The sequence below is a fragment of the Streptomyces sp. NPDC003032 genome, assembly GCF_053591415.1.
Window position 1 is genome coordinate 1 of the sequence record NZ_JBSFTT010000009.1, and the last position, 20,556, is coordinate 20,556.

General features: G+C 71.8%; 17 protein-coding genes. 7 read left to right on the top strand and 10 right to left on the bottom strand.

Translation table 11 applies throughout. The features are described from left to right. Positions 1-281: 281 nt before the first annotated feature. Both ACWDZ7_RS14755 and ACWDZ7_RS14760 read right to left on the bottom strand, forming a co-directional pair. Entirely contained in the window at positions 282-1,820 is a 1,539-nt protein-coding gene (locus tag ACWDZ7_RS14755) for a CehA/McbA family metallohydrolase (RefSeq protein ID WP_451797111.1), read from the bottom strand. A gap of 154 nt (positions 1,821-1,974) precedes the next feature. Next, positions 1,975-2,307 carry an antibiotic biosynthesis monooxygenase family protein gene (locus ACWDZ7_RS14760; protein ID WP_451797113.1) on the bottom strand — a complete coding sequence of 111 codons (333 nt, stop codon included), beginning with the start codon at positions 2,305-2,307 and terminating at the stop codon, positions 1,975-1,977. A 223-nt stretch (positions 2,308-2,530) separates the two neighbouring features. On the opposite strand from ACWDZ7_RS14760, the gene ACWDZ7_RS14765 reads away from it, so the two are divergent. Together ACWDZ7_RS14765 and ACWDZ7_RS14770 are read left to right on the top strand one after the other, a co-directional pair. Beyond that, positions 2,531-2,989 carry a hypothetical protein gene (locus ACWDZ7_RS14765; RefSeq protein ID WP_451797115.1) on the top strand — a complete coding sequence of 153 codons (459 nt, stop codon included), beginning with the start codon at positions 2,531-2,533 and terminating at the stop codon, positions 2,987-2,989. Positions 2,990-3,003: 14 nt separating this feature from the next. Continuing rightward, complete coding sequence (locus tag ACWDZ7_RS14770) at positions 3,004-3,183, top strand: hypothetical protein (protein ID WP_451797116.1); 180 nt, start codon at positions 3,004-3,006, stop codon at positions 3,181-3,183. Positions 3,184-3,195: 12 nt separating this feature from the next. Here the strand turns inward: ACWDZ7_RS14770 and ACWDZ7_RS14775 are convergent, their stop codons facing one another. Then, positions 3,196-3,612, bottom strand: coding sequence for an ankyrin repeat domain-containing protein (locus ACWDZ7_RS14775; RefSeq protein WP_451797118.1), 417 nt, complete (start codon positions 3,610-3,612; stop codon positions 3,196-3,198). A 151-nt stretch (positions 3,613-3,763) separates the two neighbouring features. On the opposite strand from ACWDZ7_RS14775, the gene ACWDZ7_RS14780 reads away from it, so the two are divergent. Together ACWDZ7_RS14780 and ACWDZ7_RS14785 are read left to right on the top strand one after the other, a co-directional pair. Beyond that, the gene (locus ACWDZ7_RS14780; RefSeq protein WP_451797119.1) at positions 3,764-4,627 is read left to right on the top strand and encodes an LLM class F420-dependent oxidoreductase; all 864 of its coding nucleotides are present in this window, start codon (positions 3,764-3,766) and stop codon (positions 4,625-4,627) included. Positions 4,628-4,697: 70 nt separating this feature from the next. Next, positions 4,698-7,292 carry a bifunctional FO biosynthesis protein CofGH gene (locus ACWDZ7_RS14785; RefSeq protein ID WP_451797121.1) on the top strand — a complete coding sequence of 865 codons (2,595 nt, stop codon included), beginning with the start codon at positions 4,698-4,700 and terminating at the stop codon, positions 7,290-7,292. Between the two features lie 75 nt (positions 7,293-7,367). Here the strand turns inward: ACWDZ7_RS14785 and ACWDZ7_RS14790 are convergent, their stop codons facing one another. Continuing rightward, positions 7,368-8,783: an FG-GAP and VCBS repeat-containing protein gene (locus ACWDZ7_RS14790; RefSeq protein WP_451797123.1), complete on the bottom strand. Its 1,416-nt coding sequence runs from the start codon at positions 8,781-8,783 to the stop codon at positions 7,368-7,370. 47 nt (positions 8,784-8,830) lie between these two features. Next, entirely contained in the window at positions 8,831-10,261 is a 1,431-nt protein-coding gene (locus ACWDZ7_RS14795) for an FG-GAP-like repeat-containing protein (RefSeq protein WP_451797124.1), read from the bottom strand. 192 nt (positions 10,262-10,453) lie between these two features. Between ACWDZ7_RS14795 and ACWDZ7_RS14800 the strand changes: the two genes are divergently transcribed. After that, positions 10,454-12,862, top strand: a complete 2,409-nt coding sequence (locus tag ACWDZ7_RS14800) for a tetratricopeptide repeat protein (protein ID WP_451797125.1) — start codon at positions 10,454-10,456, stop codon at positions 12,860-12,862. A gap of 184 nt (positions 12,863-13,046) precedes the next feature. Next, positions 13,047-14,165, top strand: coding sequence for an ADP-ribosylglycohydrolase family protein (locus tag ACWDZ7_RS14805; protein ID WP_451797126.1), 1,119 nt, complete (start codon positions 13,047-13,049; stop codon positions 14,163-14,165). Here the strand turns inward: ACWDZ7_RS14805 and ACWDZ7_RS14810 are convergent. Together ACWDZ7_RS14810 and ACWDZ7_RS14815 are read right to left on the bottom strand one after the other, a co-directional pair. After that, positions 14,162-15,739, bottom strand: a complete 1,578-nt coding sequence (locus ACWDZ7_RS14810) for a sodium:solute symporter family protein (protein WP_451797127.1) — start codon at positions 15,737-15,739, stop codon at positions 14,162-14,164. The genes ACWDZ7_RS14805 and ACWDZ7_RS14810 overlap by 4 nt on opposite strands. A gap of 260 nt (positions 15,740-15,999) precedes the next feature. Further along, positions 16,000-16,797 (bottom strand): SDR family oxidoreductase, encoded by a 798-nt coding sequence (locus ACWDZ7_RS14815; RefSeq protein WP_451797129.1) that lies wholly within the window; start codon positions 16,795-16,797, stop codon positions 16,000-16,002. 90 nt (positions 16,798-16,887) lie between these two features. On the opposite strand from ACWDZ7_RS14815, the gene ACWDZ7_RS14820 reads away from it, so the two are divergent. Further along, complete coding sequence (locus ACWDZ7_RS14820) at positions 16,888-17,727, top strand: hypothetical protein (RefSeq protein WP_451797131.1); 840 nt, start codon at positions 16,888-16,890, stop codon at positions 17,725-17,727. A gap of 129 nt (positions 17,728-17,856) precedes the next feature. Here the strand turns inward: ACWDZ7_RS14820 and ACWDZ7_RS14825 are convergent, their stop codons facing one another. From ACWDZ7_RS14825 to ACWDZ7_RS14835, 3 genes are all read right to left on the bottom strand, one after another. After that, positions 17,857-18,066: a DUF397 domain-containing protein gene (locus tag ACWDZ7_RS14825; RefSeq protein ID WP_451797133.1), complete on the bottom strand. Its 210-nt coding sequence runs from the start codon at positions 18,064-18,066 to the stop codon at positions 17,857-17,859. A 233-nt stretch (positions 18,067-18,299) separates the two neighbouring features. Beyond that, the gene (locus tag ACWDZ7_RS14830; protein ID WP_451797134.1) at positions 18,300-19,157 is read right to left on the bottom strand and encodes a helix-turn-helix domain-containing protein; all 858 of its coding nucleotides are present in this window, start codon (positions 19,155-19,157) and stop codon (positions 18,300-18,302) included. Between the two features lie 386 nt (positions 19,158-19,543). Then, positions 19,544-20,314, bottom strand: a complete 771-nt coding sequence (locus tag ACWDZ7_RS14835; RefSeq protein WP_451797136.1) for a GOLPH3/VPS74 family protein — start codon at positions 20,312-20,314, stop codon at positions 19,544-19,546. Between the last annotated feature and the right edge of the window lie 242 nt (positions 20,315-20,556).

Here is a 20,556-nt window from a genome sequence, read left to right on the forward strand (position 1 = left end):
GCCACCATGCACAACCTCGCCCTCGCCGCATGAACCAGCAGACCAGCCGCCCACTTCGCGCTGGGTGACCACGGCCTTCTGCAACACCCTTTAGGTCGTGTTGCGAAAGTCCCGGCGTTCGCCTGGAGGAGCGTGTGCGATCGCGACCCGATAACGCGGATGGCGGTCCCCCCGCGCCGTTCAGGCGTGGGGGAGTGCGTGCCAGGCGGCGCGGGGCAGGCGGGGCTTTCGCAACACAACCTGGTTGCGTCGGTGAGTCCAGTCGCGCTGCCCCGCGAAGTTCACCGCCCCAGGAAGATGGGGTTCGTGAAGGCCGTCAGTGGGCCCGGGAGGCCCGGGGTCGTCGGGGGGTGGCGGACTTCCGCGCGTACGTATGACGCGTACGACGGCGTCGTGCGCCACTCCACCGTGCCCTCGCCGGACGCCGGCAGAGGGGCGCTCGTGTGCAGGACGCCCTGGTCCGTCACGATGCGCACCGTGCCGCCCGGCGCGCCCTTGACGTCCAGGCGGACCGTGACCGGGGTGTCGCGGTCGACGGAGAGGCGTTCGCCGATGCCCGCGTGTCTGCCGCGGCCGCCCGCCGCGGAGAAGGCCAGCTCCACGGATTTCGACTCGGCGATGTAGGAGCGGCCGCGCCGCAGGCCTTCCTGGATGGCCTCGCGGGTCAGGTCGTCCGCGAGGACCACTGTCTGCGGGCCGCCGATCCGGTCGGGGTCGCGGTGCGCGTCACTGTTGCCCATCGCCGGGATCCACGCTCTCCCACCGCGTACGGAGGTCGCGAGCATGCTGTCCCAGTCCGCGAGGGAGACCTCGTCGTCCGGCGTGTACGGGCCGTTCCACACCTCGACTACGTCCGCCTCGCCGAAGCCGAACTTCCAGTTGCAGCCGACGCAGGTGGCGTGCGGGTGGGCGGGGACGACGAGGCCGCCCGTGTCTCGGATCCGGCGGGCGTACCTGCCGAAGCGGTTGTCGCGGGCCCGGTAGCGCCAGTCGATGAACGTGCCGGGGTCCGTGCCGAGGGCGACCAGGTGGCCGTTGCGGGTCGTCACCTCCTCGCCGAGCATGATCAGAAGATCGTCGCCCGCGTGCCCGGCCCAGTGCGCGTGCGCGGAGTGGGTGTTGTGCTCCGAACTGTTGATGAAGTCGAGCCCGGCGGCGCGGGCCAGCGCCGCGATCTCGGTGAGGGTGCGCCTCCCGTCGGAGTACACGGAGTGCAGATGGCAGTCGCCGCGGTACCAGGCGCGGCCGCGGCCCTTCGCGCGGTCCGGCGGATAGACGGGCTTCGGGGTCCTGCCGGGCGCCCCGTAGGTGAGGGTGATCGTCACCTCGTAGGGGAGGCCCTCGGGGGCGACCGTGTACGGGCCGAGCGCGATGTGCCAGGTGCCCGCCCGGACGCGGCCCGGGATGTAGCCGGGGGTCGCCTCGTCGGCGCGGATGAAGAACTCGGTGCGGGCGCCGCCGGACCAGCCGCGGAAGCCCTTGCCGCCGAGGTCGGTGCCGCGCTCGTCGAAGACGCCGATGTCCAGGGCGTTGCCCTGCGTCCCGGCGGGGACGGGCGGCTTCTGGTAGGTGTACGCGACGCGCAGTTCGCTGACCCCGGCCGGGATCTCCACGGGCAGGTACACGAAGTCGGGCGACCCGACGGGCAGCGTGCCGCGGACCGTCCGGGTCTCCTTGCTCCCCGGCGCCCGGCCCGGCGAGGGAGCGCGCCCCTCGGCGCCGCTCGCGAAACTCACGCTGTTCAACGTAAGCGCGGCGGCGGCTCCCGTCACGAACAGTGCGCGCCTGTTCAGTCCCTCGTGTACGGCGTCCTCGCACATGCTGCGGCTCCCCAGGGTGTCGGTGGTGACGTGGGTGGTGCGTGCAACCCTGGTATTGAGCCGTGAACTGTGCGGCAAGGGAAGGCGATTTACGGTTTTCCACCCGATGGCCGGTGGCTGGTGGCCGGTGGCCCGGGAGCGGCTCCTACCGGTCTCAGGGAGCCGTCAGCTCCACGACGACGTCGTACACCGCCGGGTTCGGCGTGACCGGCTGCTTCGTCTGCTCGCGCGCCGCCTGCGTACGGGACGAGAAGTCGGGGTCGGCGGTGGCCGCCTCCCACGCCTCCTGGCTCTCCCAGTGGGAGACGTTGACGAGCTGGAAGCGGGAGCCGGCGGAGCGGGCCCGGTGCATGCGGGAGTCGATGAAACCGGGCTTGTCCCGCATGAGGCGGGCCCGCTGCTCCCACTTCTCCACGAACGCGTCGAGGTCGTCGGCGGCGATCTCGAAGACGTTGATGAACGTGACGGGAGAGCTGTCTGTGGTCATGACCGCAGCCTAGTCACCGGCATGAATCAGCCGTAGCACGGCCTTCGTTGGGGCGGTCGGCCCGGTACTCCGTGAGGAGGACTGGCCGGGGCCCGAACCCGTCCATGAGGAGGAGGCGGTCGCGACCGGTGACCGACGCGCGGGGTGCCGGTGGAGAGAAGGATCGGTCGCGGCCGGTGAGGCTCTCTCACCCCGGCCTCCCTCCCCGGAACGGAGTGTGCTCATGTCGGTGTCCAGGATTCGGCTCACTGCCGGCTTCGCCGCCCTCGGCGTGGTCGCGGCCACCGTCGGCGCCGGCGTCGGCGCCGCCTCCGCGACCACGGACCCGGACCCTGAACGGACCGCCACGGCCGACCCGGTCCACTCCGCCTCGGCCCCGTCCGGACCTCTCACCTCCACCCTCAAGGGCCGGGCCCGCATGGACTACCCCGACCCCGGCCACGACATCCAGGTCACCGTGGACGCCCGCGCCACCTTCAAGGGCGTGGGCTGGTCCAAGCCCGAGGAGGCCTCGGGCACCTTCCGTATCCACCACCGCATGCCGGGCACGGGGGCCGGGCCCGACAAGGTCAACTGGGGGACTTCAAGGTCGACTGCCTCACCACCGGTGGCCCCACCGCCACCGTCACCGGGCGCCTCGTACGCACCGGGGGCAACGTCGGTGCCTGGGACGACTATCTGAAGCGGCACGTCCGCATGGGCGTCAGCTTCTATGTGGGGCACGGCAAGGGTGGTGGGCCCAGCCGCATCGGGATCTCCGGGGGTACCGAGAAGGGCCGGCCCCTGCTGAGCACGTGCATGGCACCGGCCGCCGACTCCAAGGTGGTCAAGGGAGGTTACGTCCTCACGGACAAGGTGCCCACCTACTCCCCCTAGGGCGGGGCGGTCCTAGTCGGTGGCCCCCGCCGCGAGCAGCGCCGCCTCGGTCTCCGGATGCGGGCCGTTGCGCGCCCAGCGCAGGGGGGACCAGCCCGTGCCGCGGTCCTCGCGGAGGTTCGGGTCGGCGCCGTGGGCGAGGAGTTCGCGCACCGCGTCGACGTAGCCCCAGCAGGCGGCCCCGCACAGCGGCGTGCCCTCGGAGCCGTGGCCGCTCTCGGCGTCGGGCGGCGCGCCCGCCGCCAGCAGGAGCCGTACGGCCGCCGCCTCGCCGTTCACCGAGGCGGAGTACAGGGGCGTCGTGCCGTCGGCGTCCGGCAGCCGCGGGTCGACCCCTGAGCGCAGGAGGGAGGCGACGGCGGCGGTGTCGCCGAGCATCGCGGCGAACACCAGGCGTGCGGTGAGCTTCTTCTGCCGTCGTCTGTTCATCGGCGCCAGGGTAATGAGCCCGCGGCCATGGACCAACCGACTTTCCGGGGATAGGAAGGGGCGGAGGAGGCCCCGAAAGAAAAACCGAGCGACGTACCGAACGACGCACCGAAGGAAGCGCCCCGCCACACCCCCACCCCCCGGAGGCCCCGTGCGCATCTCCGCGACGCTGTACATGACCGACACCACCATCGGCCCGGCCCGCCTGGCGAGGGAGTTGGAGGGGCGCGGATTCGACGGCCTGTACATCCCCGAGCACACCCACATCCCCGTGCCCCGCGAGACCCCCTACCCCGGCGGCGAACTGCCGCCCGAGTGCGCCCGTATGCTCAGCCCCTTCGTCGCCCTCGCCCAGGCCGCCGCCGTCACGGAGAGGATCACGCTCGGCACGAACATCGCCCTGGTCGCCCAGCACGACCCCATCGACCTGGCGAAACAGATCGCGACCCTCGACCACCTCTGCGGCGGCCGCGTCACCCTCGGCATCGGCTACGGCTGGAACCGCGAGGAGGCCGAGGACCACGGGGTCCCGTGGCCCCGGCGACGGGCCGTCGTACGGGAGCACATGGCGCTCATGCGGGCGCTGTGGGCCGACCAGCCGACGGCGTACGAGGGTGAGTTCGGGGCGGTGCGTCCCAGCGAGGTCCATCCGAAGCCGCGGCGCGCTCCCCGCAAGCGGCTCGGGAAGGGACCGCTGTACGGACCGCGCACGCTCATCGGCGGGGCCGCAGGGCCGGGGCTCTTCGCGCACATCGCGGAGTACGCCGACGGCTGGATGCCCATCGGCGGCAGCGGACTGCGTGAGGCGCTGCCCGTGCTGCGCACGGCGTGGGCGGACGCGGGGCGCGAGCCGGGCGACCTGTACGTGGCGCTGACGGCCGTGGCCCCCGAGGCGGGCAAGCTCGCGCACTACGCGGAACTGGGCGTCGACGAGGTCATCGTGCAGCTGCCCGCGGCCGGCGACGCGGAGGTGTGCGCGGCGCTCGACGCGGCGCAGAGGCATGTGAACCCGTGAATTCACCGGGAACCGCATGGGGCGGAAGTATCTGTACAGGTCAGGCGTTGTCGCTCGTATGCTCGGAGACATGACCAACAGCGCGCAGCCCCCCGAGGCCGGACGACCCACCGCGAACGCCATGCGGCGCGCGCTCAGGCGGGCCAGGGACGGCGTCGCGCTCGACGTGAGCGAGGCCGCCGTCCTGCTCCAGGCGCGCGGCGAGGATCTCGACGACCTCACGGCGTCCGCGGCGCGGGTGCGCGACGCGGGGCTCGACGCGGCGGGGCGGCCGGGCGTCATCACGTACTCGAAGAGCGTGTTCATCCCCCTCACCCGGCTCTGCCGCGACAAGTGCCACTACTGCACCTTCGCGACCGTGCCCGGCAAGCTGCGCCGCGACGGGCACGGCATGTTCATGTCCCCGGACGAGGTACTCGACATCGCGCGGCGCGGTGCAGAACTGGGCTGCAAGGAAGCCCTGATCACCCTCGGCGACAAGCCGGAGGACCGCTGGCCGGAGGCGCGCGAGTGGCTGGAGGCGGAGGGGTACGACGACACCATCGCGTACGTCCGTGCCATCTCGATCCGCATCCTGGAGGAGACGGGCCTGCTGCCGCACCTCAACCCGGGTGTGATGTCGTGGACGGACTTCCAGCGGCTCAAGCCGGTCGCGCCCAGCATGGGCATGATGCTGGAGACCACCTCCGAGCGGCTGTGGAGCGAGCCGGGACAGCCGCACCACGGCTCGCCCGACAAGGAACCGGCCGTGCGGCTGCGGGTGTTGGAGGACGCCGGGCGTTCGTCCGTGCCGTTCACCAGTGGGCTGCTCATCGGGATCGGCGAGACGTACGAGGAGCGCGCCGAGTCGCTGTTCGCGCTGCGCCGCGTGGCGCGGTCCTACCACGGTATCCAAGAACTCATCATCCAGAACTTCCGCGCCAAGCCGGACACGGCGATGCGCGGCATGCCCGACGCCGAGATCGACGACCTGGTCGCCACGATCGCCGTCGCCCGGCACATCATGGGCCCGGCGGGCAATATCCAGGCCCCGCCGAACCTCATCGCCGGCGAGTACGAGCGGCTGATCGGCGCCGGCATCGACGACTGGGGCGGTGTATCGCCGGTCACGATCGACCACGTCAACCCCGAGAAGCCCTGGCCGCGCCTGGAAGAGCTGGCCGAGCGGTCCGCGGCGGCGGGCTTCACGCTCGCCGAACGCCTCTGCGTCTACCCGGAGTTCGTGCGGCGCGGCGAGCCCTGGCTCGACCCGCGGCTCCAGCCGCACCTGCGGGCGCTCGCCGACCCGGAGACCGGCCTCGCCCGGCCCGACGCGACGGTCGAGGGGCACCCCTGGCAGGAGCCCGACGAGGGGTACGTGGCGTCGTCCGGCCGCACCGATCTGCACCGCACCATCGACACGGACGGCCGCACCTCCGACCGGCGCGACGACTTCGACGAGGTGTACGGCGACTGGGAGGCGCTGCGCGAGCAGGCCGCGCCCGGCATGGTCCCGTCCCGCATCGACGGCGACGTACGCGCGGCCCTCGCCACGGCCGCCGACGACCCGACCAGGCTGACCGACGACGAGGCACTCGTCCTGCTGCACGCGGACGGGCCCGCGCTGGACGCGCTGTGCGGCATCGCGGACGACATCCGCAAGACGGTCAACGGCGACGACGTCACGTACATCGTCACCCGCAACATCAACTTCACCAACGTCTGCTACACCGGCTGCCGCTTCTGCGCCTTCGCGCAGCGCAGGACGGACGCGGACGCGTACACCCTCTCCCTGGACCAGGTCGCCGACCGCGCCGCGCAGGCCTGGGACGTCGGCGCCGTCGAGGTGTGCATGCAGGGCGGCATCCACCCCGACCTGCCGGGCACCGCCTACTTCGACATCGCGCGGGCCGTGAAGGAGCGCGTGCCGGGCATGCACGTGCACGCCTTCTCGCCGATGGAGGTCGTCAACGGCGCGACCCGGACCGGCCTCTCCATCCGCGAGTGGCTCATCGCCGCCAAGGAGGCCGGGCTCGGCTCCATCCCGGGCACGGCCGCCGAGATCCTCGACGACGAGGTGCGCTGGATCCTCACCAAGGGGAAACTGCCGACGGCCACCTGGATCGAGGTCATCAAGACCGCGCACGAGCTGGGCATCCGCTCCTCGTCCACGATGATGTACGGACATGTGGACCAGCCCCGGCACTGGCTCGGCCACTTCCGCACCCTGGCCGGAATCCAGCAGGAGACCGGGGGTTTCACGGAGTTCGTGACGCTGCCCTTCATCCACACGAACGCGCCCGTCTATTTGGCGGGCATCGCCCGGCCCGGACCGACCACCCGCGACAACCGCGCTGTCACGGCCATGGCGCGCGTCCTGCTCCACCCGCACATCCCCAACATCCAGACCAGCTGGGTGAAGCTCGGCCAGGAGGGCGCCGCCGAGATGCTGCGGTCCGGCGCCAACGACCTCGGCGGGACGCTGATGGAGGAGACCATCTCCCGCATGGCGGGCTCCAGTTACGGCTCCTACCGGTCCGTCGAGGACCTCGTCGCCATCGCGGAGTCGGCCGGACGGCCCGCGAAGCCGCGTACGACCTTGTACGGCGAGGTGCCCGAGGAGCGGCAGCTCGCGGCCAGGGCCTCCGACGGGCAGCTGCCCGAGCTGCTGCCGCTGGTGGACTGACGGCGGAGCGGGGCGGTGACGCCCGTGCGCCTCATGGCGTACGGGCGTCACACCGCCGTCAATCGGGGAGGCGCCCTAGCGGGTCAGCCCGCCTCCGAACTCGACGCGGTTCTCCGGCAGTCCGAGCGACTTGGGGCTGAAGGACGTGATGCCCGTGACGGTCAGGCCGCCCGCGGCCCCGCGCAGGTGCCAGGCGGCGCCCGAGTCGGCGTACGTGCCGTCCTCCAGCGGGGCGGTCGCCGTCAGGTCGGCCCTGCCGTCCTTGTTCGTGTCGGACAGCAGGACCTGGCTGCCGAACTTGTCGGCCTTCTCGGAGGCGCCGGGCACGCCCGTCGTGGACTGCTGGAAGGCCTGCGCGCCCGTGCCGGTCAGGCCGGAGCGCGAGCCCTTGAGCAGTACCGTGCTCCCGGAGTCCGCGACCGACTCGATGTCCTCGCCGGGGATGCCGACGGCGATGTCCGCGTAGCCGTCGCCGTTCGCGTCGCCCGCGCTGATCGACGAGCCGAACTCGTCGCCGTCCTCGCCGACGCCGGGCACTCCCGCCGTGTCCTGGGTGATCTTCGCGGTGCGGGTCGTCGACGGACCGGACGCCGTCCCGTACTTGATGAGGACCGTGCCCTTCTGGTACGGCATGTCCTCGTAGTTGTTGCCGATGTCGCGGACCACGAGGTCGCCGTAGCCGTCCTTGTCGACGTCGGCGATGGCCCCGCCGAGGGAGGCCGCGAGCGGCTTGGACGTCGTGCTCACGCCGTCCTTGCCGCCGGCCCAGAACTTGCTGGCGTACGCCTTCTCCTCGAAGCCGTGGCTGGAGACGATGTCGTCGGCGCCGTCACCCGTGAGGTCACCCGTGACGAAACCGGCGGGGCCGAAGACCTGGCTCGTGACGATCGCCTGGGTGCTCGCGGGCTTGCCGTCACGCGTGAAGGGGCCGTACGAGATGGCCATGCCCTGGTTGTCGTTCTCCGGGTCGTCGCTGCTGGGCGGGAGGTCGACCGTGACCAGGTCCCGCTTGCCGTCGCCGTTGAAGTCGCCCGCGGTGACGTGCCCGCCGTTCCAGGGCATCTGGGTGCTGCCCTCGCCGGACAGGCCCGTGGCGGAGCCCCACAGGACGACGGCCTTGCCGTCGGAGCCGCTGACGACGAGGTCGGTGTACTGGTCGCCGTCCAGGTCGGCGGCGGCCGTCTCCTGCCCGAAGCGCCCGCCGTCCTCCGGCTCTCCGGGGACGCCGGCAGTGGCGCGGCCGAAGGTCTTCGCGTGCGCGGTGTCGGGGCCGGACGCCGAGCCGTGTACGACCGTCACCGTGCCGGGCGTCGTGCCCTCGTAACCACCGACCGAGGAGATCGCCAGGTCGGCGTACCCGTCGTGGTCGAAGTCGACGAGCGGGGTGCGGGGCGGTACGGGCGCGGCCGAGGCGGAGCCCGCGGTGGCGACGAGCGCGAGGGGCGTGACGAGCGCGGTGACCGCGATGGCGGCCGTGAGGGAGCGTCGCACTGATCCTCCAGAGGGTGAGGGGTGGATGGCTGGTGTCGGGGGGCGGGTCAGCCGCGCAGCCGCAGGCCGAACCGGGCGTCCTTCTCGGGGGCGCCGAGCTTCACCGGGCTGAGCGTGGTGGCACCCGTGGTGGTCAGGCCGCTCGCGGAGCCGAAGAGGTTCCACAGGGCGCCCGAGTCGGCGTACGTGCCGTCCTCACCGGCAGCCGTGGCGGTCAGGTCGGCCTTGCCGTCCTTGTTCAGATCGGTGAGGGACACCTGGCGGCCGAAGTCGTCACCCGCCTCGGAGGCACCGGGCACCCCGGCCGTCGACTGGTTGTAGGCGATGGCGCCCGCGCCGGTCATGCCGCCGTTCGCCTTGGAGGCGCCCTTGAGGAGGACGACCGCGCCGGTGCCGGTGCTCGCGTCGAGGCTCTCGCCGGGGACGCCGACGGCGACCTCCGCCTTGCCGTCGCCGTCCACGTCACCGGCGCTCAGGGACGCACCGAAGGCGTCGTTCTCCTCGCTGGCTCCGGGGACGCCCGCGGTGGCCTGCGTGATGACCTTCTTGCGCGCGTCGGTGGGGCCGGTGGAGCCGCCGTACTGGATGGTGATGCTGCCCGGCGCGGAGTCGATCACCTCGGTGACGGAGCCGATGTCGCGGGTGATCAGGTCGCCGTACCCGTCGCCGTCGACATCGCCGACGGTGCCGCTGTACGCCGTGCCGAGGGACTTGGCGGTGTGGGAGACGCCGGTCCTGCCGCCCTTCCAGAAGCGGGCGTCGTGCGTCATCTCTTCAAAGCCGTGCGTGGTGACGATGTCGTCGGCGCCGTCGCCCGTCAGGTCGCCCGTGATGAAGGAGGCAAGACCGGAGGGGCCGTCGTCCGTGGTGATGCTGTCCTTGGTGCGGGACTCGCCGTCACGGGTGAACGGGCCGTAGTGGATGGTCATCCCGGACACGTCCGGGTCGTCGCTCGGGTCGTCGTTCACGACGAGGTCGCGCTTGCCGTCGCCGTTGAAGTCGCCCATGGCGAACTCGGAGTACATGTTCGGCAGGAGGGTGTTCTGGCCGGTCAGGCCATCCTTGGAGCCCCAGAGCACGGTGGCCTTGTTACCGTCCCCGTCACCACCGCTCACGAGCAGGTCGGTGTACGAGTCGCCGTCCAGGTCACCGGGGAGCATCTGGTAGCCGAAGGCGTACGTACCTTCGAGCTCGCCGGGGACACCGGGCGTGGCCCGGCTGATGAGCTGGTGGCGCGCCGTGCCGGGGCCCGAGGCGGTGCCGTACACGACGGAGATGTAACCGGTCTTCTCGACACCGTCGACGGTGCCGTGGGGAGCCGCGACCGCGAGGTCGGCGTATCCGTCGTGGTTGAAGTCGGTCACCGGTGTGCGGGGCGGCAGGGGCGCGGCCGCCGCGGAACCGGAGGTGGCGAAGAGCATGGCGGGGGTCGCCAGCGCGGCGACCGCGACGGCGATGATGAGGGTACGGCGGGGCACGGAGCCTCCTGTGAGGTACGTCTGTGACGCAACGGGAGACGGGTTGTCCGAAGAGAAGGTTGTACACCGCAGGAACTCCGTTACGTCATACGGACATTCGACGGGCGTCAGTCCGTGTTCACCCCGCGCCCCGCCCGTATGCGTGAGACTGGCCGACGACCAGCGGGCGCGGCAGGGGCGGGAGGGGCCGGGATGGCGCGGGCGAGGGTGTCGATGCAGGAGCTGATCCGGCGCAGACGGCGGGCGGGCTTCGTGGGCCGGCGTGAGGAACTGCGGCTCTTCCGGGAGAACTTCGAGCTGCCCGTGGACGACGACCGCCACCGCTTCCTCTTCCACGTGCACGGCCCCGCGGGCGTCGGCAAGACCTCGCTCGTACGGGAGCTGGGCCAGCTGGCGAAGGACCGCGGCGCGCTGGTCGCCCACGTCGACGAGGGCGCGGGCGGCATCCCGGAGGTCATCACCGAACTGGCCGCCCAGTTCGCACAGCAGGGGCGGACGGCGAAGCCCCTGGAGCGGGCCCTCGCCACCCATCGGCAGCGCAGCCACGAGGCCGTCGCGGCGGCTCTGCGCGAGCCGGAGCCGGACGCGCCCTCCATGGGCGGTGCCGTGGCGGCCCGCGCCGGGGTCGTCGGCCTCGGCATGGTGCCGGTCGTCGGCGCCTTCGCCGGAGTCGTCGACGCGGAACGCCTCGCGCGCGGCGCCGACCGGCTGCGCGCCCGCTTCCGCACCCAGGAGGACGCTCGCCTCGTCCTGGAACCGGAGCGCGTGCTCACCCCCGTGCTCATCGACGAGCTGGCCGAGGCCGCCGACGCCGCGCCCTGGCTGGCCCTCTTCTTCGACACGTACGAGCGGACGGCGCCGTTCCTCGACCGCTGGCTGCACGACATCATGACGACCGACCGGTACGGCGAACTCCCCGCCAACGTCGTCCTGGTGACCGCCGGGCAGCGCCCCCTCGACCCGGCCCGCTGGGAGGGCGCCGCGGACTTCGCCGCCGAACTGCCGCTGCGGCCCTTCACGGAGAGCGAGGCGCGCGCCCTGCTCACCGCCAAGGGCCTCACCGAGGAGCCGGTCGTCGCGGAGGTCCTGCGCCTCTCGGGCCGTCTGCCCGTGCTCGTCTCCACGCTCGCCGAGAGCGGCCCCGCGCGCCCCGGCGACGTGGGCGACCCGAGCGCCACGGCCGTGGAACGCTTCCTGAAGTGGGAACAGGACCCGGCGCACCGGGCCGCCGCCCTGGCGTGCGCGCTGCCCCGGCGCCTCGACGAGGAGGTCGTACGGGCGGCCACCGGCGAGGCCGGTGAGGGCGGTGAGGGACCGGCGGAGCTGTACGCGTGGCTGCGCGCCATGCCGTTCGTGCGGGCCGACCGCGGGGGCGCGGCCCGCTACCACGGCGTCGTACGCGCCCCGATGCTGCGCCTGCGCCGCAACTCCGCCCCCGAGTGGTGGAGTGCGGGGCACACCCGGCTCGCCGAGCTGTACGAGCGGCGGCGCGTCGCGCTGGAGGAGGACCGGGACGGGCCCGGCCGCCCCTGGACGCGCCCCGCGTGGCGGGCGGTGCGCGTCGAGGAGCTGTACCACCGGCTGTGCGCCCGGCCGCGCGCCGCGCTGCCCGCCGTGCTGCTCGACGGGGTCGAGGCGTGCCGCGTGGACACGGCCGTGGCCCGCGAGTGGGTGCGCGCCGTGTCGGACGCGGCCGACGACACCGGCGCGGAGCACCTGGGGTCCCTGGCCGCCGAGTGCCGGTCCGCCCTCGCCTTCGGACAGGAGGGCCCGCTGCTGGTGCTCGATGTGCTGCTCGGCCGGGCGGAGCTGGACGACGAGGGCAGGGTGGCCGCGTACAACGCGCACGGCCTGCGGCTGTTCCTCCTTGGACGGCTGCGGGACGCCCTCGGCGACCACGAGCGCGCCATCGCCCTGGATCCCTCCGATCCCTGGGGTCACCACGGCCTCGCGGTCACCTACCGGGCGCTGGGCGAGTACGAGGAAGCCCTCCGGCACCTGACCGCCGCGGCCGGTGCCGCCCCGGGCGCCGCCTGGGTGGCGCGGGAGCGCGGCGAGACCTACCGCCGCATGCGCCGCCCGGAGGAGGCCCTGCCCTGGCTGGACCGGGCGCACGCGCTCGACCCCGCGGAGCCGCTGACCCTGGGCAGCCTCGGCCAGGTCAAGTTCGTGCTCGGCCGCCCCCGGGAGGCCCTGGACGACCTGGACCGCGCGGTCGCCCTGTGGCCCGACTACACCTGGGCCCTGACCCGCCGGGCCCGCGTCAGACAGCATCTCGGCGATGTCTCCGGCGCCCTGGCCGACCTCGACCGCGTCCAGGAACTCGCGCCGGACGCCGCGGGCACCCGGGGCGAGCGGGGTGACGTCCTGCGCTTCACGGGCCGCCATGAGGAGGCCGTCGCCGAGTACGAGTCGGCCCTCGCCCTGGACCCCGGCTACGCGTGGGCGTGGGGCAGCAGGGCCCTGTCCCTGGAAGCCCTCGGCCGCGCCGACGAGGCCGTGGCGTCCCTGGACGAGGCGCTGCGGATCGATCCCGGGTACGCGTGGGCGCGGGAGCAGCGGGAGCGCCTGCTGCGCTGCCCGGAACCGGGGATTCCGTAGCAACTGCGAAGCTCTGGTGAACGTCGTTCAAAAGCGACCTCGGGGGCGACTCCTCACATACCACTTGGCGCCTGAATCGAACGTTCCCGATCGATTACAGTGCTGCGAAGTCGCAACCGGTCGAGGCGCGGCGAGGCACGTCGAAGCACGTCAGGGCAGGTCGAGACGCGGAGAGGGAGGTCCCGTGGGCACAGCGGCAGCCACCGGTGTCTGGGGCCGCGCCGAGCAGCAGGACTTCCGCAGCCGGGTGCGCGGCACGCTCCTCGGTGCCGCCCTGGGCGACGCCTTCGGGGCGCCCGTCGACCGCCTCTCCCTCGACGCGATCCGCGAGGAGCACGGCGCCGAAGGCCTCACCGAACCCGTCCCCGCGTACGGCAGGCGCGGCGCGGTCACCGCCGCCACCCAGCTCACCCTCTTCACCGTCGACGGGCTCATACGCGCCCAGGTGCGGCGCGACACCGGCGCCTGGCATCCGCCGACCGACCTGCACCGCGCCTACCGCCGCTGGATCGCCACCCAGAGCGACTGGGGTCCCGACGAGCGGCGCAAGGAGGACGGCTGGCTGGCCCGCGAGGAGTGGCTGTACGCACGCCGAGACCCTCCCCGTGCCTGCCTCCTCGGCCTCGGGAACGTCGTCATGGGCACCCTCGAAACCCCCAAGAACCCCGACGAGCGCGGCCCCGAGGCCGTCGTCAGATCCGCGCCCTTCGGCCTCCTCGTCGGCTGGGAGCCACAGCTCGTGCTCCAGCTCGCCGTCGAGGCCGCCGTCCAGACGCACGGCCACCCCACCGCCTATCTCGCGGCCGGCGCGCACGCCGCCATCGTGCACGGCCTCGCCCGCGGGGAGTCCCTCGACGGCGCGATCCAGCGGACCCTGGCGATGCTCGCCACCCGCCCCGGCCATCAGCCCGTCACCGACGCGCTGCGGCACGCGCTGGGCGCCGTACGGCAGGGCATGCCCACGCCCGCGCGCGTGGCGGAGCTCCTGACGGACGGCACCGCCGAGGGGGCGCTCGCCGCCGCCGTGTACTGCGCCCTGGTCGGTGAGGACATCCGCCACGGCGTGCGGCTCGCCGTCAACCACGGCGGGGCGTCGGCCGCGACGGGCGCGCTGTGCGGGGCGCTGCTGGGCGCGCTGCACGGGGAGACCGCGCTCCCGCCGGGCTGGCTCACGGAGCTGGAGGGCCGCCCCACGATCCTGGAGCTGGCGGACGACTTCGCCATGGAGATGACCCAGGGCCCCGCCCTGCACGGCCCCGCGGCCTCGGCCCCGGGCTGGCTCGCCCGCTATCCGCGCGCCTAGTCCTTCACCGGGGTGGCGACGGCGCCGTCCTTCGGCTCGGCCGGAAGGGGAATGGCGGCCGCGCCCGCCGGGCCGCCGTCGTCATCCGTGTTGATGCGCTCGATGAGCGCGTCCCGCTCCGGGGTGTCCTCCGGCTTCAGGTAACCGATGAGGATGTAGAGGACGAGCGAGACGGCCAGCGGGATCGACACCTGGTACTGGAGGGCGACGCCCCCGTCGATCGCGTCGTTGATCGGGTAGTTGACCAGGTAGAAGGCGAACAGTCCGGCGCCCCAGCTGGTCAGCGCCGCGGTCGGCCCGGACTTGCGGAAGGTGCGCAGCAGGCCCAGCATCATCGGGATCGCGATGGGCCCCATCAGACCGGCGACCCACTTGATGACGACCGTGATGATGTCCTTGAACGCGGGGGAGTTGACCTGCGTCGCGACCGCCATGGACAGGCCCAGGAAGATCACCGTGGTCAGCCGGGCGGCGAGCAGGCCCGTCCGCTCCGACCAGAACTTCGCCCTCGCCGAGAGCACGGGGGCCACGTCCCGGGTGAAGACGGCGGCGATCGCGTTGGCGTCGGAGGAGCACATCGCCATGGTGTGCGAGAAGAAGCCGACGATGACCAGGCCCAGCAGACCGTGCGGCAGCAGCTGCTCGGTCATCAGGGCGTACGCGTCCGAGCCGTCGGGCTTCTCCGCGTCGACGAGCAGCGGCGACATCCACATGGGGAAGAAGAGGACGACCGGCCAGACCAGCCACAGGATCGCGGAGAGCCTCGCGGAACGCGCGGCCTCCTTGGCGTTGGCGGTCGCCATGTAGCGCTGCGCCTGGTTGAGCATGCCGCCGTTGTACTCGAAGAGCTTGATGAAGAGGAACGCCAGCAGGAACACCGTGCCGTACGGCCCGACCAGTGGCTTCCCGTGGCCCGCCAGCTCCGGCTCGTCCCAGACCCCGAAGAAGCCGCCGAACTGACCCAGCTCGGCGACGACGGCCACGAACATCGCGATACCGGCCAGCAGCTGGATGATGAACTGCCCCAGCTCCGTGAGCGCGTCCGCCCACAGTCCGCCGATGGTGCAGTAGATCGCCGTGATGACACCGGTGATGAGGATGCCCTGGTTCAGCGACACACCCGTGAACACGGACAGCAGCGTCGCGATCGCGGCCCACTTGGCGCCCACGTCCACGATCTTCAGGAGCATCCCGGACCAGGCGAGAGCCTGCTGCGTCTTCAGGTTGTAGCGGGTCTTGAGGTATTCGAGCGGCGAGGCGACATGCAGCCTCGATCGGAGCCGGTTGATGCGGGGAGCGAAGAGCCGCGCGCCGATGGCGATGCCGAGTGCGATCGGGAAGGACCAGGTGACGAAGGACGTCACGCCGTAGGTGTACGCGATGCCGGCGTACCCGGTGAACATCACCGCGCTGTAGCCGGACATGTGGTGCGAGATGCCCGACAGCCACCAGGGCATCTTGCCGCCGGCGGTGAAGAAGTCGCTGACGTTGTCGACCCGCTTGTGGGACCACACGCCGATCGCGACCATCACGCCGAAGTAGCCGATGAGCACGGCCCAGTCGAGACTGTTCATATGGCCCTCCAGGGGTCTGCCTGGTGAACTGCGCATAATGGCTCGCACTCCGCCAGTACCGGCCGCTGGAGACATGAACGGCCCGGAAGTGCGTGCTCATCGTGGGTTCGGGCATGCGTCGGCGACAACTGGGGGTAGGGTCAAGAGCATGTAAAATCGTTCGGTTCACTGACCTGTGTTCATATATCTGACCGGCACTGAGACTCGGGCAGGGGCGCGGGGAACTGCGCGACCAGCCATGACGCACCCGCAGTGGACACTTACCGCATCAGTTCCCCCGCATTGACGAGCAGCGACTGCCCCGTGATCGCCCGAGCCCGCTCCGACGCCAGAAAGACCACCGCGTCGGCCACATCCCCGTCCGTGGCCAGATCGGGCAGCGCCATACGCGAGGCGAGCCGCTCCCGGACCTCCGCCTCCGGCACCCCCTCCGCATCCGCCGTGAACCGGACATACGCCTGCACCGGCGGTCCCCACATCCACCCCGGCAGCACCGTATTGACCCGGATGCGATGCGGCCCCAGCTCCCGCGCGAGGGAGTACATGGCGGAGGTCAACGCCCCCTTCGACGCCGCATACGCGGCCTGCCGCACCTGCGAGGGCGCCGCCACCGCCGACTGCGTCCCGATGAAGACCACCGAACCGCCCCGCCGCTCCTTCAGCGCGGGCAGACACGCCCGCGTCATCCGCAGGGTCCCGAGCAGATTGACGTCGACGACCCCGCGCCAGGTCTCGAAGTCCGCGTCCTCCAGGCCGCCGAAGTAGCTGTCCCATGCGGCGACATGGGCGACCGCGTCGATCCCGCCGAACCGCTCGCACGCAAGAGCGGCGAGGGCCCGGCACTGGGCCTCGTCGGTGATGTCCGTGACGCGATGGGCGGTGCGCGTGCCCCCGGGATCGATCTCGGCGGCCGACTTGGCGAGGTTCGCCTCCGTGCGCGCGCCGAGCACGGCGTTGCCCCCGTCCCGTACGACGGCCGCCGCGACCTGGTGGCCGAGCCCCGCGCCGACACCCGATACGACGACGGTCTTTCCCGCGAGCGGTGACGACGACGGCATGGAGCGCCTCCCGGCTCTGGCAGTTTGCCTGACGGCGCGTCAGAGTATGGGCGTCCACCGGAGGACGGAAGAGGGAGACAGGGGAGAGGCATGGCAGAGGACACCCGCAGTGACGTGTACGCCGAGCTGGCCGCCGTCGGGCCCTACGGAGTGCACCCGGGGCACGCCCTGATCACCATGGTCGAGCCGCACCCGGGGCACGAGTTCGCGTACAACCGCTGGTACGAGGACGACCACTACTACGCGGGCGCGATGGCCATGCCCTGGATGTACGCGGGTCGCCGCTGGGTCGCCACACGCGAGCTCCAGCTCCTGCGCCACCCCGACAAGTCCGCGGTCGCCGAGCCGGTCACCGCGGGGTGCTACCTCTCCACGTACTGGGTGACGGACGGTCGCTACGACGACCACATGAAGTGGACCGTCGGCATCAACAAGCGGCTGAACCGCGACGGCCGCGTCCACCGGGAACGCACCCACGTCTTCACCGCCTTCCAGGACCACGAGGCGACCGTCTACCGGGACGGCGCGGCGGGCCCACGCGACTTCCACGCGCTCGACCACCCGTACAAGGGGCTGGTCCTTGAGGTCGTCGACGCGGAAGGGCCGGAGCGGAGAGGCGAGTTGCTGGAGTGGCTGCGGGCCCGGCAGCTGCCGCGCGCGCTCGCCGGGTCGCCGGCCGCGATGGTGACGGTCTTCCGGCCGACCCCGCTGCCCGGCGACCGGATGGCGTACGTGAAGCAGGTCGAGGGCGTGGACACCCGGCTGACGCTGCTGTGGTTCCTCCAGGAGGATCCACGGGAGTGCTGGGAGGCCCACTTCGCCGGGCGGGACGCGGCCGTGGCCGAATCGGGCCTCGGGCACGTGGAGCTGGTCGCGCCCTTCATCCCGACGGTGCCGGGAACGGACCTGTACGTCGATCAGCTGCGCTGACCCAAGGCCGAGCCCCCTCGGCCGGGACGGCGGGCCAGTCGAGAGGGCTCATACGGTGGTGCTTATGCGGTTGTGGTGCTGCGGTTGTCCTTGTGGGCCGGGGTCTCCGGCCGGTGCGCTGTCGCGTCGTCACGCGAGATCGGCAGCCCCCCGGCTCACCTCGGTGACGAACGCGTTCCAGGAGTCGGCGGGGAAGGCGAGGACCGGGCCCTCGACGACCTTGGAGTCCCGCACCGAGATGCCCGCCGTCATCGGGGACTTGACCTCGACGCAGGCACCGTTCCCGGTGGAGTACGAAGACTTGACCCACGTATGCGAGACACCCTGCTGAATTGCCATGTTTCCTCCGGTTGCCCAGTTGTTGAGTTGCTGTCCCGCGTGATCGCGGTGTGCGCCAACACTGCTGCTCGATGGCGTGAACGACGCTACTCGCCAACATCGGCACGTGAAGGGGCCGTTCACTCGACCGGATGGCACATTCCAGGGGGGCCTTCCGTCCCGACGTGGGAAGGGTGTACCGTGCGGCCTTTTTCCGGGAGGGGGCCGGGAGGGGGCGGTTCCGCGGCCCTCGGTCAGCGGGCGTACCCCTTCGCGATCTCCGCGATGAGCTGGCGCGACTGCTCCACGTTCAGCGCCTGGGCCCGCAGATGCTCGTACATGACGCTGTACTGCTGGACGTCGTTCGCCTTCTCCAGGTACAGATCGCTCGTGACGCCCTCGATGTAGACCACGCTGGAGTCGGCGGCGTCGGGGAACTCCAGGATGGCGTACTGACCGTTGAGGCCGGGGTGCGCGCCCAGCTCGAAGGGGATCACCTGGACCGTCACGTGCGGCAGCCGGGACTGCTCCACGAGGTGCTCCAGCTGCTCGCGCATCAGGTGCCGGGAGCCGACCACGCGGCGCAGCGCGGACTCGTCCAGAACGGTCCACAGGCGCAGCGGATTCTCCGGCGCCGCGATGCGGTCCTGGCGGCGCATGCGCACCTGGACGCGCTTCTCGATGTCGGTCGTCGTGGTCTCCGGGAGCGCGCCGGTGATCAGCGCCTCGGCGTAGGCGCGGGTCTGCAGGAGGCCGGGGACGACCTGCGGGTCGTACACGCGCAGGGACGCGGCGTCCGTCTCCAGACCGATGTACACGCTGTACGGGATGTCGCCGAAGGAGTGCCACCAGCCTTGCTGGCGCGAATCCTTGGCCATTTGCATGAGGGAGTCGACGACGCGGTGGTCCTCGACCTCGTAGACACCGCACAGGTCGCGCACATCGCGCTGGCTGATGGAGCGGCGGCCGTTCTCAAGGCGGCTGATCTTCGACTGCGAGACGAGCAGGCGCTCCGCGACCTCCTCGGCCGTCATGCCCTTGAGCTCACGGAGCCGGCGGAGCTCCTGGCCCAACCGGCGTCGCCTGACGGTGGGATTGACATTGGACGCCACGGGACGTGCACCTCCGGCTTGCCTGCCTCGATTTGCGTATCTACTGCTCAGCAGAGTGCCACCAACGTGTGTGGCACCGCTGGGAAACAGCGGATGTGCGAACGTGCGGGCGGACGTATGCGGGTGCGAGCCGTCCTCGCGGCGCCAGAGGGTGTGCGGCCGCGCGGGGTGGCGGTGCCGGGTGTCGTCGTCCGGACGGTCCGGTACCGCTCCCCACGCGGCCCAGCGGCTCCCGGACCGGGTCTGGGGGGACTGCGGTGCGGCGCTGGTGCGGCGGTGCGGTGATGCGGTGGTGCTGAGCGGTTACGTGTGTGCTGCCGAGCGGATGGTGCTGTGCTGGTGATGCCTGTGCTGCTGGTGCCTGTGCTGCTGGTGCTGTGCCGTGCTCAGTGGGCCACGGCGCGTGCCATGGATCCGCGGCGCGGCTGCATCGGGATCCGGTCGGGGTCCATCACCGCCCTGGCCGGCTGCCGGCCGCCAGGACCCGCGGGGCCCGTGGGACCCGCCGGTGCCGCGCTGCGGCGCGGCTGAGCGGCCACGCCGTTCTGGACGTCCATCACGGCGTGCGCCACGAGGCCGCCCATGGGGTCGTGCCTGATGAGGTCCCGGAGCCGGGAGCGCGATGAACGCCCCTCGTTCCCGGGGTACAGATGCTTGCCGAGACCGACCGCGTGGGCCAGCGCGGCGAGCGCCGCGGTCCGCGGGTCCGGCGGTACGCCGGTGCGGATCGCCGAATCCAGCCGGGACCTGATTTCCCGGCTGATGGCCGTCTCCGTCGCTTGGTAGCGAGTCGTCGGCAGCACCCCGCACATCTGGCCCGCCACGGCATGGACCATGCCGCATCGCTCCAGGTGCGAGAGGTACGTCTGGCGCAGCCCCAGGCGGGGCCCGCCGATCCAGTGGACGGCCCGGACCGGGCTGCCGCGCCTGCGCAGCAGCTCCAGTGCGGAGTCCAAGGTCGGATCTCCGGTCGGCCGTGGCATCACCACGGCGATACGATCCCCGTCTGGGGCTATCCGTCCGGCCAGCGCCAGCTCCACTAGCTGTGCTCCGGCCAGACCGAGGTCGAGCGACTGCGGCTGCGCTGTGGTACCCGTGGCCGGGTCCAAAGCGAGCAGCAGAAGCTCCTCCGGAATTGTTCTGCGGCTCCTGCCCATCCATGCCTCCCCGCGTGGATGAGTGACAGGGTGACCCCTCTCACATTGGTCTGTCGAGAGCGCGTGGGCGGGATGTACGGGAACCGGTAGGTATGTCGTTCTCGTCTACCACGGGGGTTAAGCCCTCACACAGGACACTGGTACACGGTTCGGACAGTGGGGTCCGACCGGATTCGGCATACGGCATGGCGTACGAGGAGGCATCGGTGGCGGGCGAGACCCCCGACAGGTCGAAGCAGCGG